This window comes from Edwardsiella anguillarum ET080813 (genome assembly GCF_000264765.2).
GTDB lineage: Bacteria > Pseudomonadota > Gammaproteobacteria > Enterobacterales > Enterobacteriaceae > Edwardsiella > Edwardsiella anguillarum.
In genome coordinates, this window is the sequence record NZ_CP006664.1 from 3992479 (window position 1) to 4012807 (window position 20329).

Sequence of the window (20329 nt, forward strand, 5' to 3'; positions counted from 1 at the left end):
TAAACAGAAACCGAACACCACGGCAACAAATACCGACGGCGCTTTTTTACCGCCTCAGAAAAATTGAACTAGCCTATTGAGAGAGCGCAATGAATCTAACCAGGATCCTCGATGGCACTCCATACGACGCAGACAGTCACGCCCCCAACCGCCGCCTATCGCCTCTCGCTGGCGGTGCTGGTGCTGGGCATCCTGTTATCCGCCGCCAGCGCCCGCTGGCTGTATAATCAAATCAAAACCAATACGGAAGCCGACTTTGCCCGCAACGTTGAACGGGTCTCCGGCGAGATCAGCCGACGCTTTACCCAGCCCCTCTACGGGCTGAGCGCCGTCAGCGGGCTCTACACCACCTATCACCAGGTCAGCTACACCCAGTTTAGCGACTACGTCCGCGCGCTGGATCTGCCCAGAGAGTACCCCGGGGTGCGCGGTATCGGCTTTATTCAGCGCGTGGCGCGCGACGATCTGCCGCGCTTTGTGCAGCAGGCACGCATCGACGACAGGATCGACTTCTCCCCCCATCAGATCCAGCCGCAGAACGATCCCGAGCTGTACCTGATTAAATACATCCAGCCGCTGACGCCCAACCGGGCCGCGCTGGGGCTGGATCTGCGCTCCGAAGCGGTACGCTGGGCCGGCCTGCAGCAGGCCATCGACAGCGGTCTCCCCACCCTAACCGGCCATATCCACCTGGTTCAGGACAGCAGGCAACAGCCCGGAGCACTGCTCTACCTGCCGGTCTACACCGTCGATGCGGCGCTGCTGCAGACCCCAGAGCAGCGCCGCGCCGCCCTGCTCGGCGTGATCTACTCCCCGCTGGTGATCGCCGATCTGCTCAGCAACATTCCAGAGTACGCCTCCGGGCGGGTAGATATCGAGCTGTATGACACCCAGGGCGAGATGAACAGCGATAACCTGATCTTTGACGCTGACGGCAGCAAGCGCCTGCAGCACGGCATCATCGATGATCATTCTCCCCAGGAGATACGTGCCCGCGTCTTTACCCGCAATCTGCCGCTGCCCCTGCCGGGGCGCGCCATGACGCTGCGCATCAGCAGCACCTCCCATTTTGAGGCCTCGATAAACTACTACTCGCCCTGGCTACTGTTTGCCTTCGGCGTGCTGCTGAGCGTGCTGTTCACCAGCCTGCTGCGCCAGCAAATCCTTGGCCGCTTCCGCGCCGAACGGCTGGCGCTGGGCATGACCGCCGATCTGGAGCGTCTGGCGCTGGTGGCGCGCAACACCTCCAACGCGGTGATCCTCACCGACACCCAGCGACGGATCACCTGGGTAAACGATGGCTTCGAGCGCATCACCGGCTATCGCCACGACGACGTCCTCGGCAAGGCGCCCGGCGCGCTGCTGCAGTGTGAAAAAACCGATCCGCAGGTGATACAGGCGGTGCACCAGGCGCTGGATCGCGGCCAGGCCTTCAAGGGGGAGCTGCTCAACCGCAGCCGCTCCGGCGAGGAGTACTGGATCGAGATGGAGATCCAGCCGCGCTACGACGCGGAGCACAGACTCATCGGCTTTATGGCCGTCGAGTCCGATATTACCGAGCGCAAGAATACCCAGCATCGGCTGGAGGCAGCGCTGCGCGACAACGATGCGCTGCTGGCGACGCTTAACGTGCACGGCATCATCGCCATCACCGATCGCCACCGTCGGCTGATCGAGGTAAACGACGCCTACTGCCAAATCACCGGCTACCCGCGCGAGGCGCTGCTGGGGCAGCCCCCCTCCATCGTCAACTCCGGCACCCACCCCCCGGCCTTCTGGCGCCAGGCCTGGGCGCTGCTGCTGGCGGGGCAACCCTGGCGCGGCGAGGTGTGCAATCGCGCCAGAGATGGCCGGGTCTACTGGGTCGATACCACCATCGCGCCGTTCAAGGACGCCGACGGACAGATCGATAAATATATCTCCATTCAGTTTGATATTACCCAGGCCAAAACGCTGCAGACCAACCTGAGCATCGCGCGCAACCAGCTGCTGCGCGCCACCGAGGTCGCCGAGCTCGGGGTGTGGAGCTGGAGCATGGCCGACGGTACGCTGATCTTTGACGAGACCATGAACGCCATCTACGCCATTCCGCCGGAGATGCAGGACCCCCATCGTCTGTACGCCTACTGGCACACGCTGATTCACCCGGACGACGTGGCAGAGGTCGATGCCACGCTGCAGGAGACCCTGCGCGCCGGGCAGGGGCACGTGTGTCGCCAGCGCTTCCGCGTCCGCGTCCGCGATCAGGAGCGCATCATCGAATCCGCCGCCGTCGTCGAACAGCAGGGCATCGGCGATACCCTGATGTTGGTCGGCATCAACCGCGACATTACCCGCCAGCGCCAGGCCGAGGCCACCCTGCAGGCCGCCAAGCTGGCGGCGGAAAACGCCAACCAGGCCAAGTCCGCCTTTTTGGCCAATATGAGCCATGAGCTACGCACCCCGCTCAACGCCATTCTGGGCATGCTGACCCTGCTGCTTAAATCCGGCCTGACCCACCGTCAGGCCGACTACGCCACCAAGAGCGAGGCGGCGGCGCGCGCGCTGCTGCGCCTGCTCAACGACATTCTCGACTATTCCAAGATCGAGGCCGGTAAAATGGAGCTGGAGGCCGAGCCCTTCAGCCTGTGCAACCTGCTGCAGGATCTGGCCGTCATCCTCTCCAGCAGCTCGCGCCAAAAGCCGGTCGAGGTGCTCTTCGATATCGATCCCAGCCTGCCGCACTGGCTGGTCGGCGACAGCCTACGACTGCAGCAGGTGCTGATTAATCTGGGCGGCAATGCGCTCAAGTTTACCGAACGGGGCGAGGTGACCCTCTTCATCAGGCTACTGGCACAGGATCAGCAGAGGGTCACGCTGCACTTCGGCGTCCGCGACACCGGCATCGGCATCGCGCCGGAAAAACAGCGCGCCATCTTCAGCGGTTTCTCCCAGGCCGAGGCCTCCATCACCCGTCGCTTCGGCGGCACCGGCCTCGGGCTCTCCATCAGCCAACGCTTTGTCACCATGATGGGTGGCACCCTGCAGGTTGAGAGCGAGCCCGGCAAGGGCAGCCTGTTCCACTTCACCCTGACCCTTCCGCTGGCCGCGGCCGACGCGCACCCCGACGATCAGCAGCAGCATCTGAGCCTGGCCGGGCTGCATGTCCTGATGGTGGATGACAATCCTACCGCCCGCGCCCTGCTCCAGCGCATGGGCACCACCCTGGGCTGGACGGTCGACACCGCGAACTCCGGCGAGCAGGCGCTGGCGCGCATCGCCGAGCAGCAGCGCGCGGGTGCCCACTACGATGTGCTGTTTGTCGATTGGCTGATGCCGGGCCTGGACGGTTGGCAGACCATTCAACGCCTGCACCAACAGATACCGGATACCTCGATGCCGCTGCTGGTCATGGTGACCGCCAACGATCGTGACTGCCTGCTCCAGCGCAGCAGCGAAGAACAGGGGGTGCTGGATGGATTCCTGGTGAAGCCGGTCACGCCGCAGATCCTGTTGGAGACGGTGCTCGCCGCACTGCAGGCGCGGCAGGAGTCGACCCAGCAGGCGATCGCCCTGCCGCCCCCGCGCGTGCGTACGACGGGCAAACAGCTCAGCGGCGTCCGTATCCTAGTGGTGGAGGACAATCTGAATAACCAGCAAATCGCCCGGGAGCTGCTAGAGGATGAGGGCGCCAGCATCACCCTGGCCGCCCAGGGGCAGGAGGCCGTCGACCGCCTGCGAGCCAGCCCGCAGGGGTTTGATCTGGTGCTGATGGATCTCCAGATGCCGGTCATGGACGGCATCAACGCCACCCAGTATATCCGCAGCCACCTGGGCCTGCGCAGCCTACCGATCATCGCCATGACCGCCAATGCCATGGCCTCCGATCGCCAGGAGTGCCTGGCCGCCGGGATGAATGACCACATCGGCAAACCCTTTAACCTGCGCGAGCTCATCCATACGATTCAAAAACACCTGCCCACCCTCCCGGCGCCCGTGGCGGAAACCGAGGCGCCCCCGCCGCCGTCAGCCCTGCCAGAGGGGCTGGCACAGGCGGCGGGACAGGCGGGGATTTCGCTGAGCGGTGCGCTGGAGCGGCTGGAGGGCGACCTGGCGCTCTACCAGCATCTGCTGAGCCTGTTCCTCGGCGAGCTGCACGATTTTCCAGAGAGCTTAACCCGCCAGCTGGACGATCAGGATCTGGCCGCCGCGACGCGCTCGCTGCATACCCTGAAAGGGCTGGCCGCCCAGCTGGGGCAGGATGCCCTGTTCACCGCGGCGCGCGACGGCGAGGCCCGTCTGCGTCAGGCGCCGGGGGGACAACTGAGCGCCGAGCTGCGCGAGGCGGCGCTGGCCGTCGCGACGCTGTGCCGCCGGCGAGAGCCCGCGCTGATCGCGTTTTGTCAGCGGCTCGCCGACGATCTGCCGTCGGCGGAGACGCCGGCGACGCAGACCCAGCCGCCCGCGCCGCCGCTGCAGACCCAGCTGTGCGATCTGATCGCCCTGCTGGAGCGCAGCGACATGGCGGCGCTGGAGCAGATGCGCCGTCTGGCCGCCAGCCCACAGGGACAATCGCTGGGCGACGTGCTGAAAACGCTGGATGCCGCCGTCAATCGGCTCGACTTTAATCGGGCTCAGGCGATTTGCCGCCAGTGGCTTGCCCAAGCATCGTCAACCGATAAGGAAATGGATTGATATGTTAGACCAACTGACCCCCTACAGCGCCTTTAACCTGCCCGGTCGCGAGCGGCCGCGCCTGCTTATCGTCGACGATGAACCGATCAATATTCAGATCCTGTACCAGCTGTTCGCCGACGATCACACCGTCTTTATGGCCACCAATGGGCAGCAGGCCCTCAATATCTGCATGAACCAGCACCCCGACCTGGTCCTGTTGGATATTGAGATGCCGGAAATGAACGGGCTGGAGGTCTGCCAGCGCCTCAAGTCGTCGCCGCAGACGCAGGATATTCCGGTGATCTTCATTACCGCCCATATCGATGAGGCCACGGAGACCACCGGGCTGCGGGCCGGGGCGGTAGACTTTATCAGTAAGCCGATTAATCACAACATTGTACGGGCCCGGGTGAATACCCATCTGCTGCTGAAGATGCAGTCAGACCTGCTGCGTCAGCTGGCCTATCTGGATGGACTGTGCGGGGTGTACAACCGCCGCTATTTTGACGTCCGCTTCGCCCATGAGTGGCACAACGTCCAGCAGCATCAGGTCCCGCTGAGTCTGATCCTGTTCGACGTCGATCTGTTCAAGGATTACAACGACCTGTATGGCCATCTGTGCGGCGATGACGCGCTGCGCCAGGTGGCGGCCACCCTGCGTGAAACCCTGAACCATCCGGGCGATCTGGTGGCCCGCTACGGCGGCGAGGAGTTTATCTGTCTGCTGCCGGCCACCCCGCTAACCGATGCCCTCGCCTGCGCGGAGCGGATGCGCAAGAGCATTCTGGCGCTGAGCATCGAACACGCCCGCTCGCCGGCCTCATCCTACCTGACCGTCAGCGCCGGCGTCTGCAGCGTCACGCTGACCGGCGACGCCCGGGGCGTCGACTTCCTGCAGCAGGCCGACTCGCTGCTCTATCAGGCCAAGTCACAGGGGCGCAACCGCTGCTGCGCGGCCCAGTTCAATCCGGAGGCCTAGCCCGCGCCCGAGAACCGCGGGGGGATTCATTCTTCGTCACGCTTTGTGCTACATTGAGCCCGGCGGCGGGCCTTCCCGCTGCCGGGCTCAATCGGCGGAAAACGGAGAGATCAACATGAAGAAAATGGGTACGCTGCTGCTGCTGGGCGGCCTCTCCGCCGGAGTCAGCCTGCTGGGCATCCTACTTTTCCTGGCGGTGATCTATCTGGACAAGGCGCGCTTCTTCGCGCTGCTGCACCTGCTTTAACCCGGCGGGAGCCTCTGCCCCGCCGCACCCCCTCTTTTTCCTACGCCGCCGGCCCCGCAGCGTCGCGCGGCGGCCTCCCCCTATGGCCGCCGCGGCGCCCGCGCCCCGACCTCCGCAGCCCATCATCGACGGCACCCCAATATTGGTTAACCAAATAACCCTAAAATGATCAATTTGGCATACCAATATTACATTCATGATTAATATCACATATTAATGTTTATTTTTTATGCACTATCGCCTCATCGTTCACGATGCGGAGACCCGCTGATTTACGCACTGGCAAGGCCGTGGCACTACCCCTGACATAACAAAACCAACAACCGAATAACCAAGAGATTACTATGAAAAAGATCAAGAATTTTCGGTGGTATATGATCTTGCTGGTCTGCTTCATTACCATCATTAACTACCTCGACAGAACCGCGCTCGGCATCGCGGCGCCCACGATCATGGAGAGCACCGGGATCACCAAAGAGCAGTACTCCTGGGTGGTCAGCGCCTTTCAGCTGGCCTATACAATTGGTCAACCAATCATGGGATTCTTCATCGATACCATCGGCCTGAAGCTCGGCTTCTTCATCTGCGCCATCGTCTGGGGGCTGGCCACCATGGGACATGCGCTGACGGGCACCTGGCAGGGGCTGGCCTTTATGCGCGGCCTCATGGGATTCAGCGAAGCCTCCGCCATTCCCTCCGGCGTCAAAACGGCGTCGACCTGGTTTCCGGCCAAAGAGCGCGGCATCGCCACCGGCGTCTTCAATATGGGCACCTCATTCGGCGCCATGCTGGCGCCGCCGCTGATTGCCTGGTGTATCCTGTTCCACAGCTGGCAATTCGCGTTTATCGTCTCCGGGAGCCTGGCTATCGTCGCCGCCTTCGTCTGGTATTTTTGCTATAAGGATCCCAAGGAGGCCAAGCGCCTCTCCGATGAGGAGCGCCGCTATATTGAGGCGGGGCAAGAGGCGTTTCTACAGTCCGCGACCCAGGAGAAAACCTCGGTTCGCCATATCATCACCCAGCGCAACTTCTGGGGGATCGGCATCGCCCGCTTCCTGGCCGATCCGGCCTGGGGGACCATTAACTTCTGGGTGCCGATCTTCTTCGTGGAGACCCTGCACTTCAGCCTGAAAGAGATCGCCATGTTTGTCTGGCTGCCCTTTCTGATGGCGGATCTCGGCTGTCTGGCCAGCGGCTTTGTGGCCAAGTTTTTCAACGACCGCGGCGTCACCCTGATCAACTCGCGCCGCATCACCTTTACGCTGGGCGCGCTGCTGATGACCACCATCGGCCTGGTCAGTATCGTGGAGAATCCCTATATCGCGGTGCTGCTGATCAGCATCGGCGGCTTCGCCCACCAGCTGCTGTCGACGGTCGCCGCGACGCTGGGGGCGGATTTGTTTAAAAAGAACGAGGTGGCGACGGCGGTCGGGATGGCCGGCGCCTGCGCCTGGTCCGGTCAGCTCATCTTCAACCTGTTTATCGGCGCCTTCGTCGGCATCATCGGCTTTGGCCCTTTCTTTATCGCCCTGGCGGTGTTCGATCTGATCGGCGCCCTGGCGCTATGGCTGCTGATCGTCGACCGCCAGCCCGCCGCTCACGGCGGCGACGCGACGCTGGCTGAACCCCGCTGAAGCCCGACAGGGCGGCCGCGTTGCCGCCCTACGCATCCGGGATTAGCGACTCAGGATCCGGATGGAGCGGACGCGGTCGTTAAACCCGGTCGCCTCCTGCTCCCCGCCGCTGCGAGTATAGTACCCCCCGCTGTAGTCGGTCCCTTCGTAAAAACGCACCGTCCACCCCTGCGGCACCGAGAACGAGGAGATACGATCGGCGAAACGGTAGCGGGAAAGATCGGGGATATCGCGATCGATGCTCAGCGAAGCCCCGCGCTGACGCGAATCCTCATACACCATCAGGCGATCGGCACCCTGGCTGTAGCCCTCATCCAGCGTCGTGGTGCTACAGGTGGCATCCTTAGGCCGACAGAACAGGCTGCCCTCGCCCTGTCCCCGCTCACAGCGTTGCCCCACCTTGTAGCGGGCAATCTGCTCGCTGCGCGCGGCGTCGGCATAGACGCTGCTGAACGGCGTGAGCATGCAAATATAGATCCGCCCGCCGCCCTGTCCGCCGCGGTACCCAGAAGTATTGTCGATATTATTGATAATGATGGACGCGTCGGCGCAACCCCCCAGGGTCAGCAGCGATGCCACCAAAAGCGTTCTGAACATAAGTAGCCCTATCTGTCTAATAAGTATGCTGTCACAGCAGCCCGCCGCACGTCAGGCGGCGGCGGAGGTCCATAGTACCCAATCGCCCGGCGCAGGGAATTAAGGGATCGTCTGATTTTCCAGCGCGCCACCCAGCATGAGAAAGAGCCACCCGCCGTCGACTCAGCCGCGCACCCACTCCGGCAACCAGTCGCCGTGCGCCGCGATGAGATCGTCGATCAGGGCATAAATCTCATCGATGCTCAGCGCCGCGGCCGTATGCGGATCGAGCAGCGCGGCATGGTATACCCGCTCGCGATTTTCCGTCAGCGCCGCCTCCGTCACCAGCGTCTGCACATTGACATTGGTCTGCATCAGCGCCGCCAGGTGCGAGGGCAGCGCCCCGATCCGGGTCGGCTGGATCCCGTTGGCATCCACCAGGCACGGCACCTCCACGCAGCAGCCCTGCGGCAGATTATCGATTAGACCCGCGTTGCGCACGTTGCCATAGATCACCTCCGGCTCCCCGCTCCACAGCGCATTCATGATCCGGCTGGCGTACTCCCGCGACGGCGTAATCGCGATATGCTGCGCCGTCTGATACTCCGCTAGCTCACGCTGCCAGTTCGCCATCTGCTCCACGCAGCGCTTAGGATACTCATCCAGCGGAATGCGGTAACGCGCGATCAGATCGTCGCGCCCGGGCTTGATAAACCACGGCGTGTATTCGGCCATATGCTCCGAGGACTCCGTGACAAAGTAACCCAACTTTTGCAGCAGCTCATAGCGTACGATATTCTCGCAGCGCAGGTTGCCATGGATATTCGGCTTCGGCGCCCGCCCCTGGCGATAGGCCTGCAGCAGCTGCGGATAGAGATCGCGATACTGACCGTCCTCGCCGCGCAGCTCCAGCGAAAGATAGAAGGCCATATGGTTAATCCCGGCGCAGCGGTAGCGCAGCTGCGCCGGATCGATATCGAGATCCCGCGCCAGCTCCTCCGCCGTGCCCTGTACCGAGTGGCATAGACCGACCTGCCGCAGCTGTGGATAGCGCGCATACATGGCCCAGCTATTCATCGCCATCGGGTTGACATAGTTCAGCAACGTCGCCTGCGGGCACTCCGCCATCATCATCTCGCCTATCTGCCACAGGTGTGGAAAAGTACGCAGCGCGCGCATAATCCCGGCCGGCCCCAGGGTGTCGCCGATGGTCTGGCGCAGGCCATGACGCGCGCAGACCTCGAAATCGGTGACCGTACAGGGCGTATAGCCCCCGATCTGAAACGCCACCACCACAAAATCGGCCCCCTGCAGCGCCGGACGCAGCGTCGTATGGCACTGAATGCGCCCACTGGCCCCGGCCGCCGCCATCAGCCGGCCTACGACGATCCGCGACTCGGCCAGGCGCTGTGCATCGATATCCATCAGCGCGATATCGGCCCCCCGCAGCGCGGGGCGCTGGAATACATCCCCCAGGATATTCTTCACAAAAATAGTTGAACCGGCGCCAATAAAGGCAATTTTAGGTGCGTTCATCGTCTCTCTCCCATAGCACTCATCGCTGGAGGCATCGTGACACGCCGGGCAGACGCGCGCGTCCGCCTTCTTCCCAAAGCATTCCCATTTCCTCGGATTTATCGATCTAGATTCAAAAAAATAACTTTCCGGGAGAGTAATAGGCGAAAAGATGAGGAAAAGCGACAGAATAGCGGTGAGACTACCAACAGCGCGGCGCTGCTCCGGCGAGACCCTCACCGGGGAGCACGGCGTCCCCTGGTGCGCCGGGGATGACCAGGAGGAAAACCATGGAAGAGCGCCGCCGCCAAGAGGCGCCCGCGGGACTGATGTGCAACAGCACCGACCCACAGCCGCACAGCCCACTGATGCTCTATTCGGAGCAGCAGCGCCTGGCGATCGCGCTCTGTTCACCGCAGGCGATGGCTGCCAGCCACTGGCACGCCCAGGTCGAACTCAATATTCCCTTCGACGGCGAGATAGGCTACCGCATTCACGATCGGCAGCTACGCATCCCGCAGGGGCATATCGCCCTGTTCTGGGCCTGTACCCCCCACCGTCTCGTCGATCCGGGGCGCTGCCGCCACATGGCCCTGCTCAGCCTGCCCATGCATCTGTTTCTCTCCTGGCCGTTGGATCCGCAGCTGCTCAGCCACATCACCCATGGCAGAGTATTGACCTCTGCGCACCCGGCGCGGCTAACGCCCGTTGAGATTGGGCGTTGGCAGCAGGATCTGCAGAGCCCATGTCCGCAGATGCGGCAGCTGGCCAGCGATGAGATCCTGCTGATGTTAAAGCGCTTTAGCCTCTCCGGCTGGCACGCCCTGCAGCCCGGCGGCGACGATCCGCGCGCGGGCAACGGCCAGGGGCTCTCCCGCCATGCCCTGTTCTACGTCGGCCAGATGCTGACCTTTACCGCCGCCCACTACGATCGCGCACTGACGATAGATCAGGTCGCCCGACACGTCGGCCTCAACGCCCACTATGCGATGGGGCTATTCCAGCGGGTGATGCAGATGACCCTGAAGCAGTATATTACCGCCATGCGCATCAACCATGTCCGAGCGCTGCTGAGCGACACCGACAGAACGGTCCTCGATATCGCGCTCACGGCGGGATTCAGCTCCAGCAGCCGCTTTTACAGCACCTTCAGTAAATACACCGGTATGTCGCCACAGCAGTACCGCCGGCTGGCGCGCACGGGCGCGGTGCACCGCACACCCACAGATTGATTTATCACCACAGCGTCATTTATTAGCAATAAACACCAAACTTAAATTTCTTAATAGCCATAAAGTCCAGAAAAACATCCTCATCAAGTTTCATTGTCTAATCAGAGGCATTCATCACACATAATCAGCCAAACTGCGGACACTCCCCTAGCCGTTTAGCTTTGGTTTAATTTCAAAATAAATACGTATGTAATAATTTATTACCAACAAAAACATCGCTTGACCAGCGTGTATTATAAGCAATTCATTAGATGTTGATTAAAATAGAACCGCCACTTTTACAGATAGGCTCTGCTATTCTGTTAAGCATATTAACGCTGACCGCAGCGGATGCTGCCGGTGCACCTCAATCGGTAAAAGACACTTTTATCCTCTCTCAAGATGAATTAAAAACACACCCCCGGATTATTTTTCAGGGAATGATCCAGGCGGTAATCAAATCAGACGTCGCCGCCGTCAAGATCTTGCTGCCGCTTTATCAGGAGCAGCTAGGACACGATCCAAATCTGGTCGCATGGGGAAAGGCTATTTTAGCAAAAGAGGACGGTAACTATCGCCAGGCGATTCGCTATTATCGCCGCGTTATCGCCGAGGAACCACAGCTAAATATTGCCCGACTGCAGCTGGCTATCGCGCTGTTTCAGAATAAAGACCGCGCCTCTGCGCTACTGCAGTTCAATAAGCTGCGGGCCAATAGCAACGGCGAAAGAATCAATGAGATATTGGACAGCTATATCAGAGCAATACAGGGGAAAGACAGCTGGTCATTCAATGTAGGCGTTAACTATATTAATGAGAGCAATATTAATAATGCGCCAGGCGATAACGTGAAAATTGGTCAGTGGCAGGCTGAAAAACGGCAAAGTGGACAGGGCTTCTCCTACTACCTTAGCGGCAGCAAAACCTGGTCATTGCCAGAGGGACTGTTTAGCGAGATCCGCACGCTGGCCTACGGGAAATACTTCACCAACAATCATCGCTACGATCAGGCGACGGCCCGTCTGAGCGCAGGCCTGGGCCTACGCAACATCGATGCCTCCCTGCTGCTATTGCCCTTTATCGAGCGCGAATGGGCATCGGATAATCAGGCGCCCTCCCTTTCTAGCGAGGGAACATCGCCGGGGCTGCGTATTGAGACAGAATACCGTCTGAACCCACGCTGGAAAATCGACGTTGACGGTGAGAAAAGCCACACTAAAAATAAACACTACGCACAGCGTGACAGTAAAAATCATCTGCTGTCAGCAACGCTCTATTATTTTTCCAGCCCCGAGCAATTTTTGTTTTGGGGCAGTGACTACCACCGTGAAAACGTTGAACGTAAGAGCTTAGCCTTTCAGAAAATAAAATGGCGGGCGGGCTGGGGGAATGAGTGGCCGGGCGGCGTATCCAGCATCATTCAGATAAATTACGCCAACAAGTTTTACGATAGCAGCGACTTCTTCGGGATTCAGCAACGGAATAAAGAGTACGGCGCACTGATAACCCTCTGGCATCGTGATATTTATTACTTTGGTATCACGCCAAAAATCAACCTGTCATATTTTAAAAGTGACAGCAATCATCCATTTTACGAATACGATAAGAAAATGATCTTCCTGACCTTTAGTAAGCTTTTTTAACGATAGGGATAACTATGAAACCACGCTATAGCACACTCTTCTTACTCTTATCCTCTGCGCTGTTAACCGCCTGCGGTGGCGGTGGCGGTGGCGGCGGTGGCACTAGCGATGCCGCGCCGGCACAGGCCATCGCACCGGCGGCGCCCGCCTCCCAGCCGCTCGCGGTCGTACCGGCGGCGCCCGCCTCCCAGCCGCTCGTGGTCGTACCGGCGGCGCCCGACGTTCCCCCCGTTGCGCCCGACGTTGCGCCCCCTGCCGCCGCCGTCGATGAACCGGAGGCACAATACCGCGGGCTGGTGCGGGAGATCGGCCACCGTGACACCCTCAGTATATCCGGTTTTAACACTCTCAATCCCAACCGCGAGTTCACCGTTAAGGTGGAGGGAACCGATATCGCCATCGACGTCGCCCCCCTCATAAAGCGCCATGAAAAGGACAGCCGCGTCATTAACGGTCAGAAAGTCCTGACGCTGCGCGATGCCGATGGCAAGCTGGCGGGTTACTATGGCCATGTGCACACCTATACCCACCGCGAGACGGCGCAGAATGAAGACGATCAGGACCAGACAACCACCAGCCTGGTATACGCGGTCAACGTCAATGAAGGGCGCCGTCCAGAGACCCAGGCAGACTATGTGGGCACCCTGTTTTATAACCACTTCGATATCCCGCGCGAGGCCGCCATCCGTCTGCACTATCAGGACAACAAGATCACCGGCAATATCAAGGGTAGCGGTCTGGCCAGCGATATCGACTACGTTATCCGGGAGGATGGTGACAATACCGTCAGCGAGGAGGGAACCTTCGGCGCCAGACTGCACCGCGTCGGCGCGCAGCGTAACGCGGTTAACGGCCACCTGGTCGGTGGGTTCTATGGCAAAGAGGGCGAAGTCGCCGCCGGCGAGGTCAAATTTATCGATAACTATAGCGTAGAGCGCGGCGGCGTCTTCGGCGCACAGCGGGTGCAGCACGACTGATCCGGCCAGGGCATAGCGGCAGCGCCATGCCCTATGCCTCCCCATCGGCGTCAGAGGGGGAGAGGCGTGTGGCTGGCCCGCGCTGGCGTCAGGGTGTACAGCCAGCGGAAGATCAACCCGCCTTTCGATGGCGATCCCCATTATCGCACCGACGATCGCCAACCCACCATCCCGCAGAGCCACATGGCCCTATTCTGGGCCGATATCCCCATCGGCAGGCCGATCCCAGTCAATGCCGACAGATGGCACAGTTCAGCCTGCAGGAGCCGCGTTTCCGCGCCTGACCGCAGGGGCTCCCCCTGACGCCGCCGCAGACGTAACCCCCTGATGAGCCGGAAGTGCCACGCTGGCGACAGGCTCGAGCCTGCGATGAGAGCCATCGGGTGTAAAAGCGCGTCAGCCTGTGCGGCTGGCAGTCGCTGCACGCCAACCGAGCGGCGCACGCCCGCTAAGCCACTGGGAGCATCAGCGGCCTGGTGAATCGGCGCTTAGCCCACCAGGCCCCAATAGCCATGTAGCCCCATGACGATCCCCACCGCGCCGATCAGCACGCAAGAGGCGTAAGGCGCTTTCGCCGCCAGCCTCCCGAAGCCCGGCCAACGTCGGCTCGCCTGGCGGACACTCACGGCGGCGGCGACGCCGACCGCGACCAGGGTGATGGCCAGCCCGAGACTGAAACAGAGCACCATCGTCGCCCCCAGGGCAATCGCCTTAAGCTGGATGCAGATCAACAAAATGGTGATCGCCGCCGGACAGGGGATCACGCCGCCGGTCAGACCGAACAGGATGATTTGCCCATTGCTCACCGAGCGCTGGCCGGCGAAGCGCCGCTGGATCGCATCCGCATGCGCCTTGGCGTGCGCATCCCCGCCGGCCTCATCGCCCTCGTCATGATGATGATCCTCCGCTTCATGAAAGGCACAGCGCAGGCTCTGCTGCGCCCCGCAGGGCCCAAGCAGCAAACGCACAGTAAAGCTGTGCGGATCTGGGATCGCCTCTACGGATTGGTAGCCGTCCGCACAGGCACGAAAGGTATACGGCTCGACCCTCCCCGCCCCGCGCGTGACCAGCAGCCGGATCTCACCGACGGGCCGTAACGCCCCCGTCTCGGCGCGAAGCTGGAAATAGGCTCCCTGCGCCTCATCCTGGATGGCCAGGCGTAAACGACCAGCATCACTGACGAGCGTGTGATACTGATGGGGATCATGCGGGTGGTGATGGTGCTGTTCGAGCCGGCCACGCTCCCCCTGCCAGGTGCGTAAGAACATCCAACAGGCCGTCGCCAGAATCACCCCGGCCGAGATCAGCTGCAGCCAGGGCGCTACCGACTGCGCCGTAACGCGTTGACTCAGTAAGATGCCGCCCAAAGCGATCAGCCAGACCACGGCGGTATGCGACAGCGTCGCCGCCAGCCCCAGCATCACGGCCTGACGCACCGTGCCCTTAATCGCGATGATAAAGGCCGCCATCATCGTCTTGGAGTGGCCCGGCTCCAGGCCATGGAGGATCCCCAACAGGATCGCACTGGGGATAAACCACCAGGCATTACCCTGGTGCAACAGCGAGGTGAAGGTGTCCATGCTAAGGCGTCTTACTTATCAAGCGGTGGCCGCATTCTACTCCCCCCCAGTATATAGGGGTGTTATAGTCCAGGCTCACCGGGGTTATCGGAGGATGCCTATGCCACACACCACCCGCGATAAAAAGCGCCTACAGACACGCGTCAATAAGATCCAAGGGCAGCTCAATGGATTGAAAAACATGCTGGATCAGCCACATGAGTGCGCAGCGGTGTTACAGCAGATCGCCGCGATCCGCGGGGCGGTCAATGGGCTGATGCGTGAGGTGATCAAGGGGCATCTTACCGAGCATATCGTGCATCAGTGCGATGAGGAGAAGCGGGAACAGGATCTGACCGTGGTACTCAACGTGCTGGATTCGTATATCAAGTGAACCGGCCCCGGCCTGGCCTCTGCCGCTGGCAAAAGCCGCCCCGCTAAAGCGAGCAGGCGTATCCGTGGATACGCCTGCGACACGGCCGGCACGCAGCGCATCAATGCATGCTGTGTGCGCTCTCGCCAGCCTGCGCGCCCTGATCCGGGTGTGCGGCCAGCCACGCCTTCATCTCCTTGATCTCTTTATCCTGAGAGGCAATGATGTTTTTCGCCAGCTGGCGCATCTGCGGATCTTTACCGTACTTCAGCTCGACCTTGGCCATCTCAACGGCGCCGATGTGGTGCGGCAGCATCCCGGCGGCGAAGGCCACATCGGGATCGTTGCTCATCATGCCCTTCATCATATCCTCATGCATGGTGCCCATGGCGCCGCGCAGCTCATGGTGCATGGCCGTCGCCTGCTCTGCTGGCAGCTCGGCCGCCAGCGCGGGGGCCGCAGCAACGGCCAGTAATAATGCGCTCGCTAACGTTATCGTTTTCATACAACGCTCCTGTTCAGTGGGATACCGTCGATAATCCTAGACCTTCCCCTAAGGGGAGAGTCAAGAGGGACTTTCGCCGCACACGCCGCCCTCCCACTCACCCGCCGCGGCGCGGCGCGCGTGACATATTCATTTCTGTTCTAACTGTTTACTTTATATTCTTTAGCGGACTAAATGCGCCACGCTATAGTCCGGACTACCGCTCACTCACCCGGGCCCATTATGATCACGGACTCCCTACTGGATTTAATTGGCAATACGCCGCTGCTGCGCCTATCGCGCTTCGATAGCGGCCCCTGCGAGCTGCTGCTGAAGCTGGAGAATCACAATCCCGGCGGTTCGATTAAGGATCGCGTCGCCCTGTCGATGATCGCCGCGGCGGAGCGCAGCGGCGCCCTGCGCCCCGGCGGAACCCTGATCGAGGCCAGCGCGGGCAACACCGGACTGGGGCTGGCGCTGATTGCCGCCCACCGGGGCTACCGCCTGATCCTGGTCGTGCCGGACAAGATGAGCACAGAGAAGATCGCCCATCTGCGGGCGCTGGACGTCGACGTTCGACTGACCCGCTCCGACGTGGGCAAAGGTCATCCTGACTACTATCAGGACTATGCCCGCCGCCTCGCCGAGCAGACGCCGGGCAGCCTGTATATCGACCAGTTCGCCAATCCGGCCAACCCCGCGGCCCACGAGGAGACCACTGCCCGCGAGCTCTGGCGCCAGACCGGCGGCCGGATCGACGCCATCGTGGTTGGCGTTGGCTCCGGCGGCACGCTCCACGGCCTGCACCGCTTCTTTTCTCGCTATTCGCCGCACACCCGCTTCATCCTCGCCGATCCCTGTGGATCGATCCTGGCCGACGCGGTGCAGCACGGCCGCCACCGGGAGGCGGGCAGCTGGCTGGTCGAAGGGATCGGCGAAGACTTTATCCCTCCGCTGATGAAGACGGAGGCGATCAGCCAGGTCTACCGCATCCCGGATCGGGAGGCGATTACCACCGCCCGTGCCCTGCTGAGCCGCGAAGGGGTACTGGCCGGCTCCTCCACCGGCACCCTGCTCGCCGCGGCGCTGCGCTACTGTCAGGCGCAGCCCCGAGCTCAGCGCGTGGTGACCTTTGCCTGCGACAGCGGCAACAAGTATCTGTCCAAGATGTTTAACCCCCAGTGGCTCAGCCAGAACCAGCTGATTTAGCCCACCGTTGTTAAGGAGACGCCATGCGTCAGTTTGCGACCCAAAGCGTACACAGCGGCAGCCATGACGACGCCTATGGCGCGGTGATGCCGCCGATTTATGCCACCTCAACCTTTGCCCAGCGCGCGCCGGGCGAACACCGCGGCTTTGAATACGCCCGCAGCGGCAACCCCACGCGCCACGCGCTGGAGCAGGCCATCGCCGAGCTGGAGGGGGGACGACAGGGCTATGCCTTTGCCTCTGGGCTAGCGGCCATCGCCACGGTGCTAGAGCTGCTGGACAGCGGCAGCCACATCATCGCGCTGGACGACGTCTACGGCGGCACCTGGCGCCTGCTGGAGAGCGTGCGCAGTCGTAGCGCCGGGCTGCAGGTCAGCTGGGTCAGCCCCGACGATCTGGCGGGAATCGAGGCCGCCATTCGGCCACAGACCAAGATGATCTGGGTGGAGACGCCGACCAATCCCCTGCTGAAGCTGGCGGATCTGCACGCTATCGCCGCGCTGGCGCGGCGCCACGATCTGCTCTGCGTCGCCGATAATACCTTTGCCTCTCCGGCGCTGCAGCGACCGCTGGAGAGCGGGTTTGATATCGTCGTGCACTCGGCCACCAAGTACCTCAACGGTCACTCCGACGTGCTGGCCGGGCTGGCCGTGGTGGGCGACAACCCGCCGCTGGCCGAGCGCCTGGCTTATCTGCACAATGCCCTCGGCGCCGTACTTGATCCGTTCAGTAGCTTCCTGACGCTGCGCGGGATCCGCACCCTGGCCCTGCGCATGGAGCGCCACAGCGCCAATGCGGGCACGCTGGCGCAGTGGCTGGCGCAGCACCCGAGCGTCGAGCGCGTCTACTATCCCGGCCTGCCCAGCCACCCGCAGTACGCGCTGGCACAGCGACAGATGCGCCACGCCGGCGGCATCATCTCCTGCGTGCTGCGCGGCGATGCCGAGCAGGTCGCTCAGCGCATCGGGCGGCTGCGTCTGTTTACCCTGGCCGAGAGCCTGGGCGGCGTAGAGAGCCTGGTATGCCAGCCCTTCAGCATGACCCACTCCTCGATCCCCCTGGCGCAGCGGCTGACGCGCGGCATCGTTCCCCAGCTCATCCGCCTGTCGGTCGGCATCGAGGATGTCGCCGATCTGCAGGCAGATCTCGCCCAGGCGCTCGACTGAGTGCCTGGGCCCTGCGCCGCGATGAAAGCGGCCATCCCCCCGATGGCCGCCCCGCACCTCAGGCGGAGTAGAGCGACGTCAGCGCGCCGTGCATCTTCTCCAGCAGCTCGGAGGTGACATACTTATCGGTGACCACCTCGATGTAGGCGCCGCAGTCACCGGCTTCGGCATGGCGGATCGCCTCATCCAGCGCCTCGCAGGTGGTCACCCGGGCGGTAAACCAATCGCGGCAGCCCAGCCCCGCCGGCAGTTGGCTGTAGTCCCACTGCGCCAGATCGTTGTAGTAGATGTCGCCGTCCTTGCACAGCATACGCTCGACCAGATAACCGCCGTTGTTCACCACAAAGATCAGCGGCTTCAGGCCAAAGCGATAGAACTGGCCGATCTCCTGCGCCGTCATCTGGTGCGAGCCTTCGCCGGTGATCAGGATGGTGCGTTTCTCTGGCTCCGCCATCGCGACGCCGAATGCCGCCGGCGTCGCCCAGCCGATAGAGCCCCACAGGGTCTGCTGATAAAACACGGCGCCCTGCGGCATCCGGGCGAAGGCCAGCCCCATGGAGGTGGTGCCGGTCTCCGCCACCAGCCGATCGTTCGGCTTCAGCATCTGCTGCCAGCGTGCGTAGAGGTACTCCGCGGTCAGCCTGCCGCTGCCGCTCACCGCGGGGATCCCCTGAGCCGCCGGCATATCGTGGCGGCGGGCCCGGCGGGTCACCCGCCCCATCAGTCCGCTCAGCACATCCTTCATCAGCACGTTCTCATAGACCGACTGACCGATACGAACCGAGGCCGGCTCCACGCTGATGCACTGCGCCTCGTCCAGGCGCGAGGTAAACGCCCCGGTGTTAAAGTCGCTCATGATGGTGCCGATTTTCAGTACGCAATCGCTGCTCTCCACAAACTGGCGCACCCGTTGGTCCATCAGTTGGCCGACATACATTCCAACGTAGTTCGGATGGGACTCATCGATCACGCACTTATCCATCATCATGGTGGCAAACGGCAGGTTAGCGGCGTCGATCAACGCCGTCGCCGCCCTCTGTGCGCCGTGGCGGGCCAGATAAATCCCCGGCAGCACGCAGACACTATCGCTGTTATTCAGGCGCGCGGCGATAACATCGATCACCTCATTCAGGACCCGTGGATCGCTGACGGGTGCGGGCGCCGCCGGTACGCGGCTCTCCACGACCGGCATCGTGGCGTAATCGCTGGGGAAAGCCATATACACCGGCTTACGGTAGCGCAGCGCCGCCGCGATCAGGCGCTCGGTCTCTGCGATGCAGTTTTCCGGCGTCATAATGGCGCGGGCGCAGACGAAGGAGGCCGTGGCCTCATAGAACGGCGTAAAATAGCCGTTGCCCAGCGTATGGTGCACGCACTCTCCCCGCGCCTGGACATGACTTGCCGGCATGCCGACCAGATGGAACAGCGTGACCGACTCGGCGCAGGCGCCGGCGATGCCGTTTATCGCGCTTAGCTCACCCACGCCAAAGGTGGTACTCAGCGCGGCCAGGCCACGGGTGCGGGCGTAGGCATCGGCCGCATAGGCGGCGTTCAGCTCATTGCAGTTGCCTATCCAGCGCAGACGTTTGTCCGCACAGATGGCGTCCTCAATCGGGAAGGCATAATCCCCCGGAACGCCGAAAATGTCATGAATCCCCAACTCATATAGCCGTGACAGTACATATTCGATAACCGTTGTAGACATAATAAATTCCTGTTTTAGCAGATGACTCAATAGACGTTCACGCTTTACTGATAATATTTGGCCGGAGGAAAAAGAATAACAACCAGTTATTTCCGTTAAGGCTATAGGAAAAAATATATTTGTATTATTAATTAACCTTTGCTGATACGGAGAAAAATAAAATCACGTTTCGCCATCCTTTATCCAGCGCACCCACACGACGCGCAGTCCGCCAAAAACAGTGACGACGATCACAGGAAATCCCCGCGTGACGCGGCCTGCGCCCCGCCTGCTGACGTACGGTGCTGGGCCGCCCTGAACGCACCGCAAATATCGGACATTGCGCTATGCCTTATCGCTATTTTAGATAGAGCAAAAGATGACCGCCGCCCGAAATGCTAAATCGCGTGGCGGCG

The 20329-nt window shown here is 61.6% G+C and carries 14 protein-coding genes and 1 pseudogene; 10 read left to right on the forward strand and 5 right to left on the reverse strand.

The genetic code is table 11. The features are described 5' to 3' along the window. Positions 1–111: 111 nt before the first annotated feature. The 4 genes from ETEE_RS17910 to ETEE_RS17920 all read left to right on the forward strand — a co-directional run bounded on the left by ETEE_RS17910 (position 112) and on the right by ETEE_RS17920 (position 7516). Positions 112–4674 carry a CHASE domain-containing protein gene (locus tag ETEE_RS17910; RefSeq protein ID WP_034165653.1) on the forward strand — a complete coding sequence of 1521 codons (4563 nt, stop codon included), beginning with the start codon at positions 112–114 and terminating at the stop codon, positions 4672–4674. A 1-nt stretch (position 4675) separates the two neighbouring features. Continuing rightward, positions 4676–5635 (forward strand): diguanylate cyclase domain-containing protein, encoded by a 960-nt coding sequence (locus ETEE_RS17915; RefSeq protein ID WP_034165655.1) that lies wholly within the window; start codon positions 4676–4678, stop codon positions 5633–5635. Positions 5636–5750: 115 nt separating this feature from the next. Continuing rightward, positions 5751–5882, forward strand: coding sequence for a hypothetical protein (locus tag ETEE_RS22210; protein WP_255640274.1), 132 nt, complete (start codon positions 5751–5753; stop codon positions 5880–5882). Between the two features lie 344 nt (positions 5883–6226). Then, positions 6227–7516: an MFS transporter gene (locus tag ETEE_RS17920; protein WP_034165656.1), complete on the forward strand. Its 1290-nt coding sequence runs from the start codon at positions 6227–6229 to the stop codon at positions 7514–7516. Positions 7517–7558: 42 nt separating this feature from the next. On the opposite strand, the gene ETEE_RS17925 is transcribed toward ETEE_RS17920, so the two are convergent. Together ETEE_RS17925 and melA are read right to left on the reverse strand one after the other, a co-directional pair. Then, entirely contained in the window at positions 7559–8113 is a 555-nt protein-coding gene (locus ETEE_RS17925) for a beta/gamma crystallin-related protein (RefSeq protein WP_034165657.1), read from the reverse strand. Positions 8114–8275: 162 nt separating this feature from the next. Continuing rightward, complete coding sequence (gene melA / locus ETEE_RS17930; RefSeq protein WP_034165658.1) at positions 8276–9628, reverse strand: alpha-glucosidase/alpha-galactosidase; 1353 nt, start codon at positions 9626–9628, stop codon at positions 8276–8278. A 269-nt stretch (positions 9629–9897) separates the two neighbouring features. Here melA and melR point away from each other — a divergent pair, with 269 nt between their 5' ends. The 3 genes from melR to ETEE_RS17945 all read left to right on the forward strand — a co-directional run bounded on the left by melR (position 9898) and on the right by ETEE_RS17945 (position 13438). Further along, complete coding sequence (melR, locus tag ETEE_RS17935) at positions 9898–10839, forward strand: transcriptional regulator MelR (protein WP_034165659.1); 942 nt, start codon at positions 9898–9900, stop codon at positions 10837–10839. A 251-nt stretch (positions 10840–11090) separates the two neighbouring features. Beyond that, positions 11091–12461, forward strand: a complete 1371-nt coding sequence (locus tag ETEE_RS17940) for a surface lipoprotein assembly modifier (RefSeq protein WP_034165660.1) — start codon at positions 11091–11093, stop codon at positions 12459–12461. 14 nt (positions 12462–12475) lie between these two features. Further along, the gene (locus tag ETEE_RS17945) at positions 12476–13438 is read left to right on the forward strand and encodes a membrane protein (RefSeq protein WP_034165661.1); all 963 of its coding nucleotides are present in this window, start codon (positions 12476–12478) and stop codon (positions 13436–13438) included. A 488-nt stretch (positions 13439–13926) separates the two neighbouring features. Here ETEE_RS17945 and ETEE_RS17950 read toward each other — a convergent pair whose 3' ends face one another. Then, positions 13927–15018 (reverse strand): nickel/cobalt efflux transporter, encoded by a 1092-nt coding sequence (locus ETEE_RS17950; protein WP_034165662.1) that lies wholly within the window; start codon positions 15016–15018, stop codon positions 13927–13929. A gap of 100 nt (positions 15019–15118) precedes the next feature. On the opposite strand from ETEE_RS17950, the gene rcnR reads away from it, so the two are divergent. Continuing rightward, positions 15119–15391 carry a Ni(II)/Co(II)-binding transcriptional repressor RcnR gene (gene rcnR, locus ETEE_RS17955; RefSeq protein WP_034165663.1) on the forward strand — a complete coding sequence of 91 codons (273 nt, stop codon included), beginning with the start codon at positions 15119–15121 and terminating at the stop codon, positions 15389–15391. Between the two features lie 100 nt (positions 15392–15491). Here the strand turns inward: rcnR and copM are convergent, their stop codons facing one another. After that, on the reverse strand, positions 15492–15875 hold the full coding sequence (copM, locus tag ETEE_RS17960) for a CopM family metallochaperone (protein ID WP_034165664.1): 384 nt from the start codon (positions 15873–15875) through the stop codon (positions 15492–15494). A 219-nt stretch (positions 15876–16094) separates the two neighbouring features. Between copM and ETEE_RS17965 the strand changes: the two are divergent. Next, positions 16095–17060: pseudogene (locus ETEE_RS17965) on the forward strand (PLP-dependent cysteine synthase family protein); the annotation flags it as partial. Between the two features lie 26 nt (positions 17061–17086). Continuing rightward, positions 17087–18229, forward strand: a complete 1143-nt coding sequence (locus ETEE_RS17970) for a trans-sulfuration enzyme family protein (RefSeq protein WP_034165666.1) — start codon at positions 17087–17089, stop codon at positions 18227–18229. Positions 18230–18287: 58 nt separating this feature from the next. Here ETEE_RS17970 and ETEE_RS17975 read toward each other — a convergent pair whose 3' ends face one another. After that, entirely contained in the window at positions 18288–19934 is a 1647-nt protein-coding gene (locus tag ETEE_RS17975) for an alpha-keto acid decarboxylase family protein (protein WP_034165668.1), read from the reverse strand. Positions 19935–20329 lie beyond the last annotated feature (395 nt).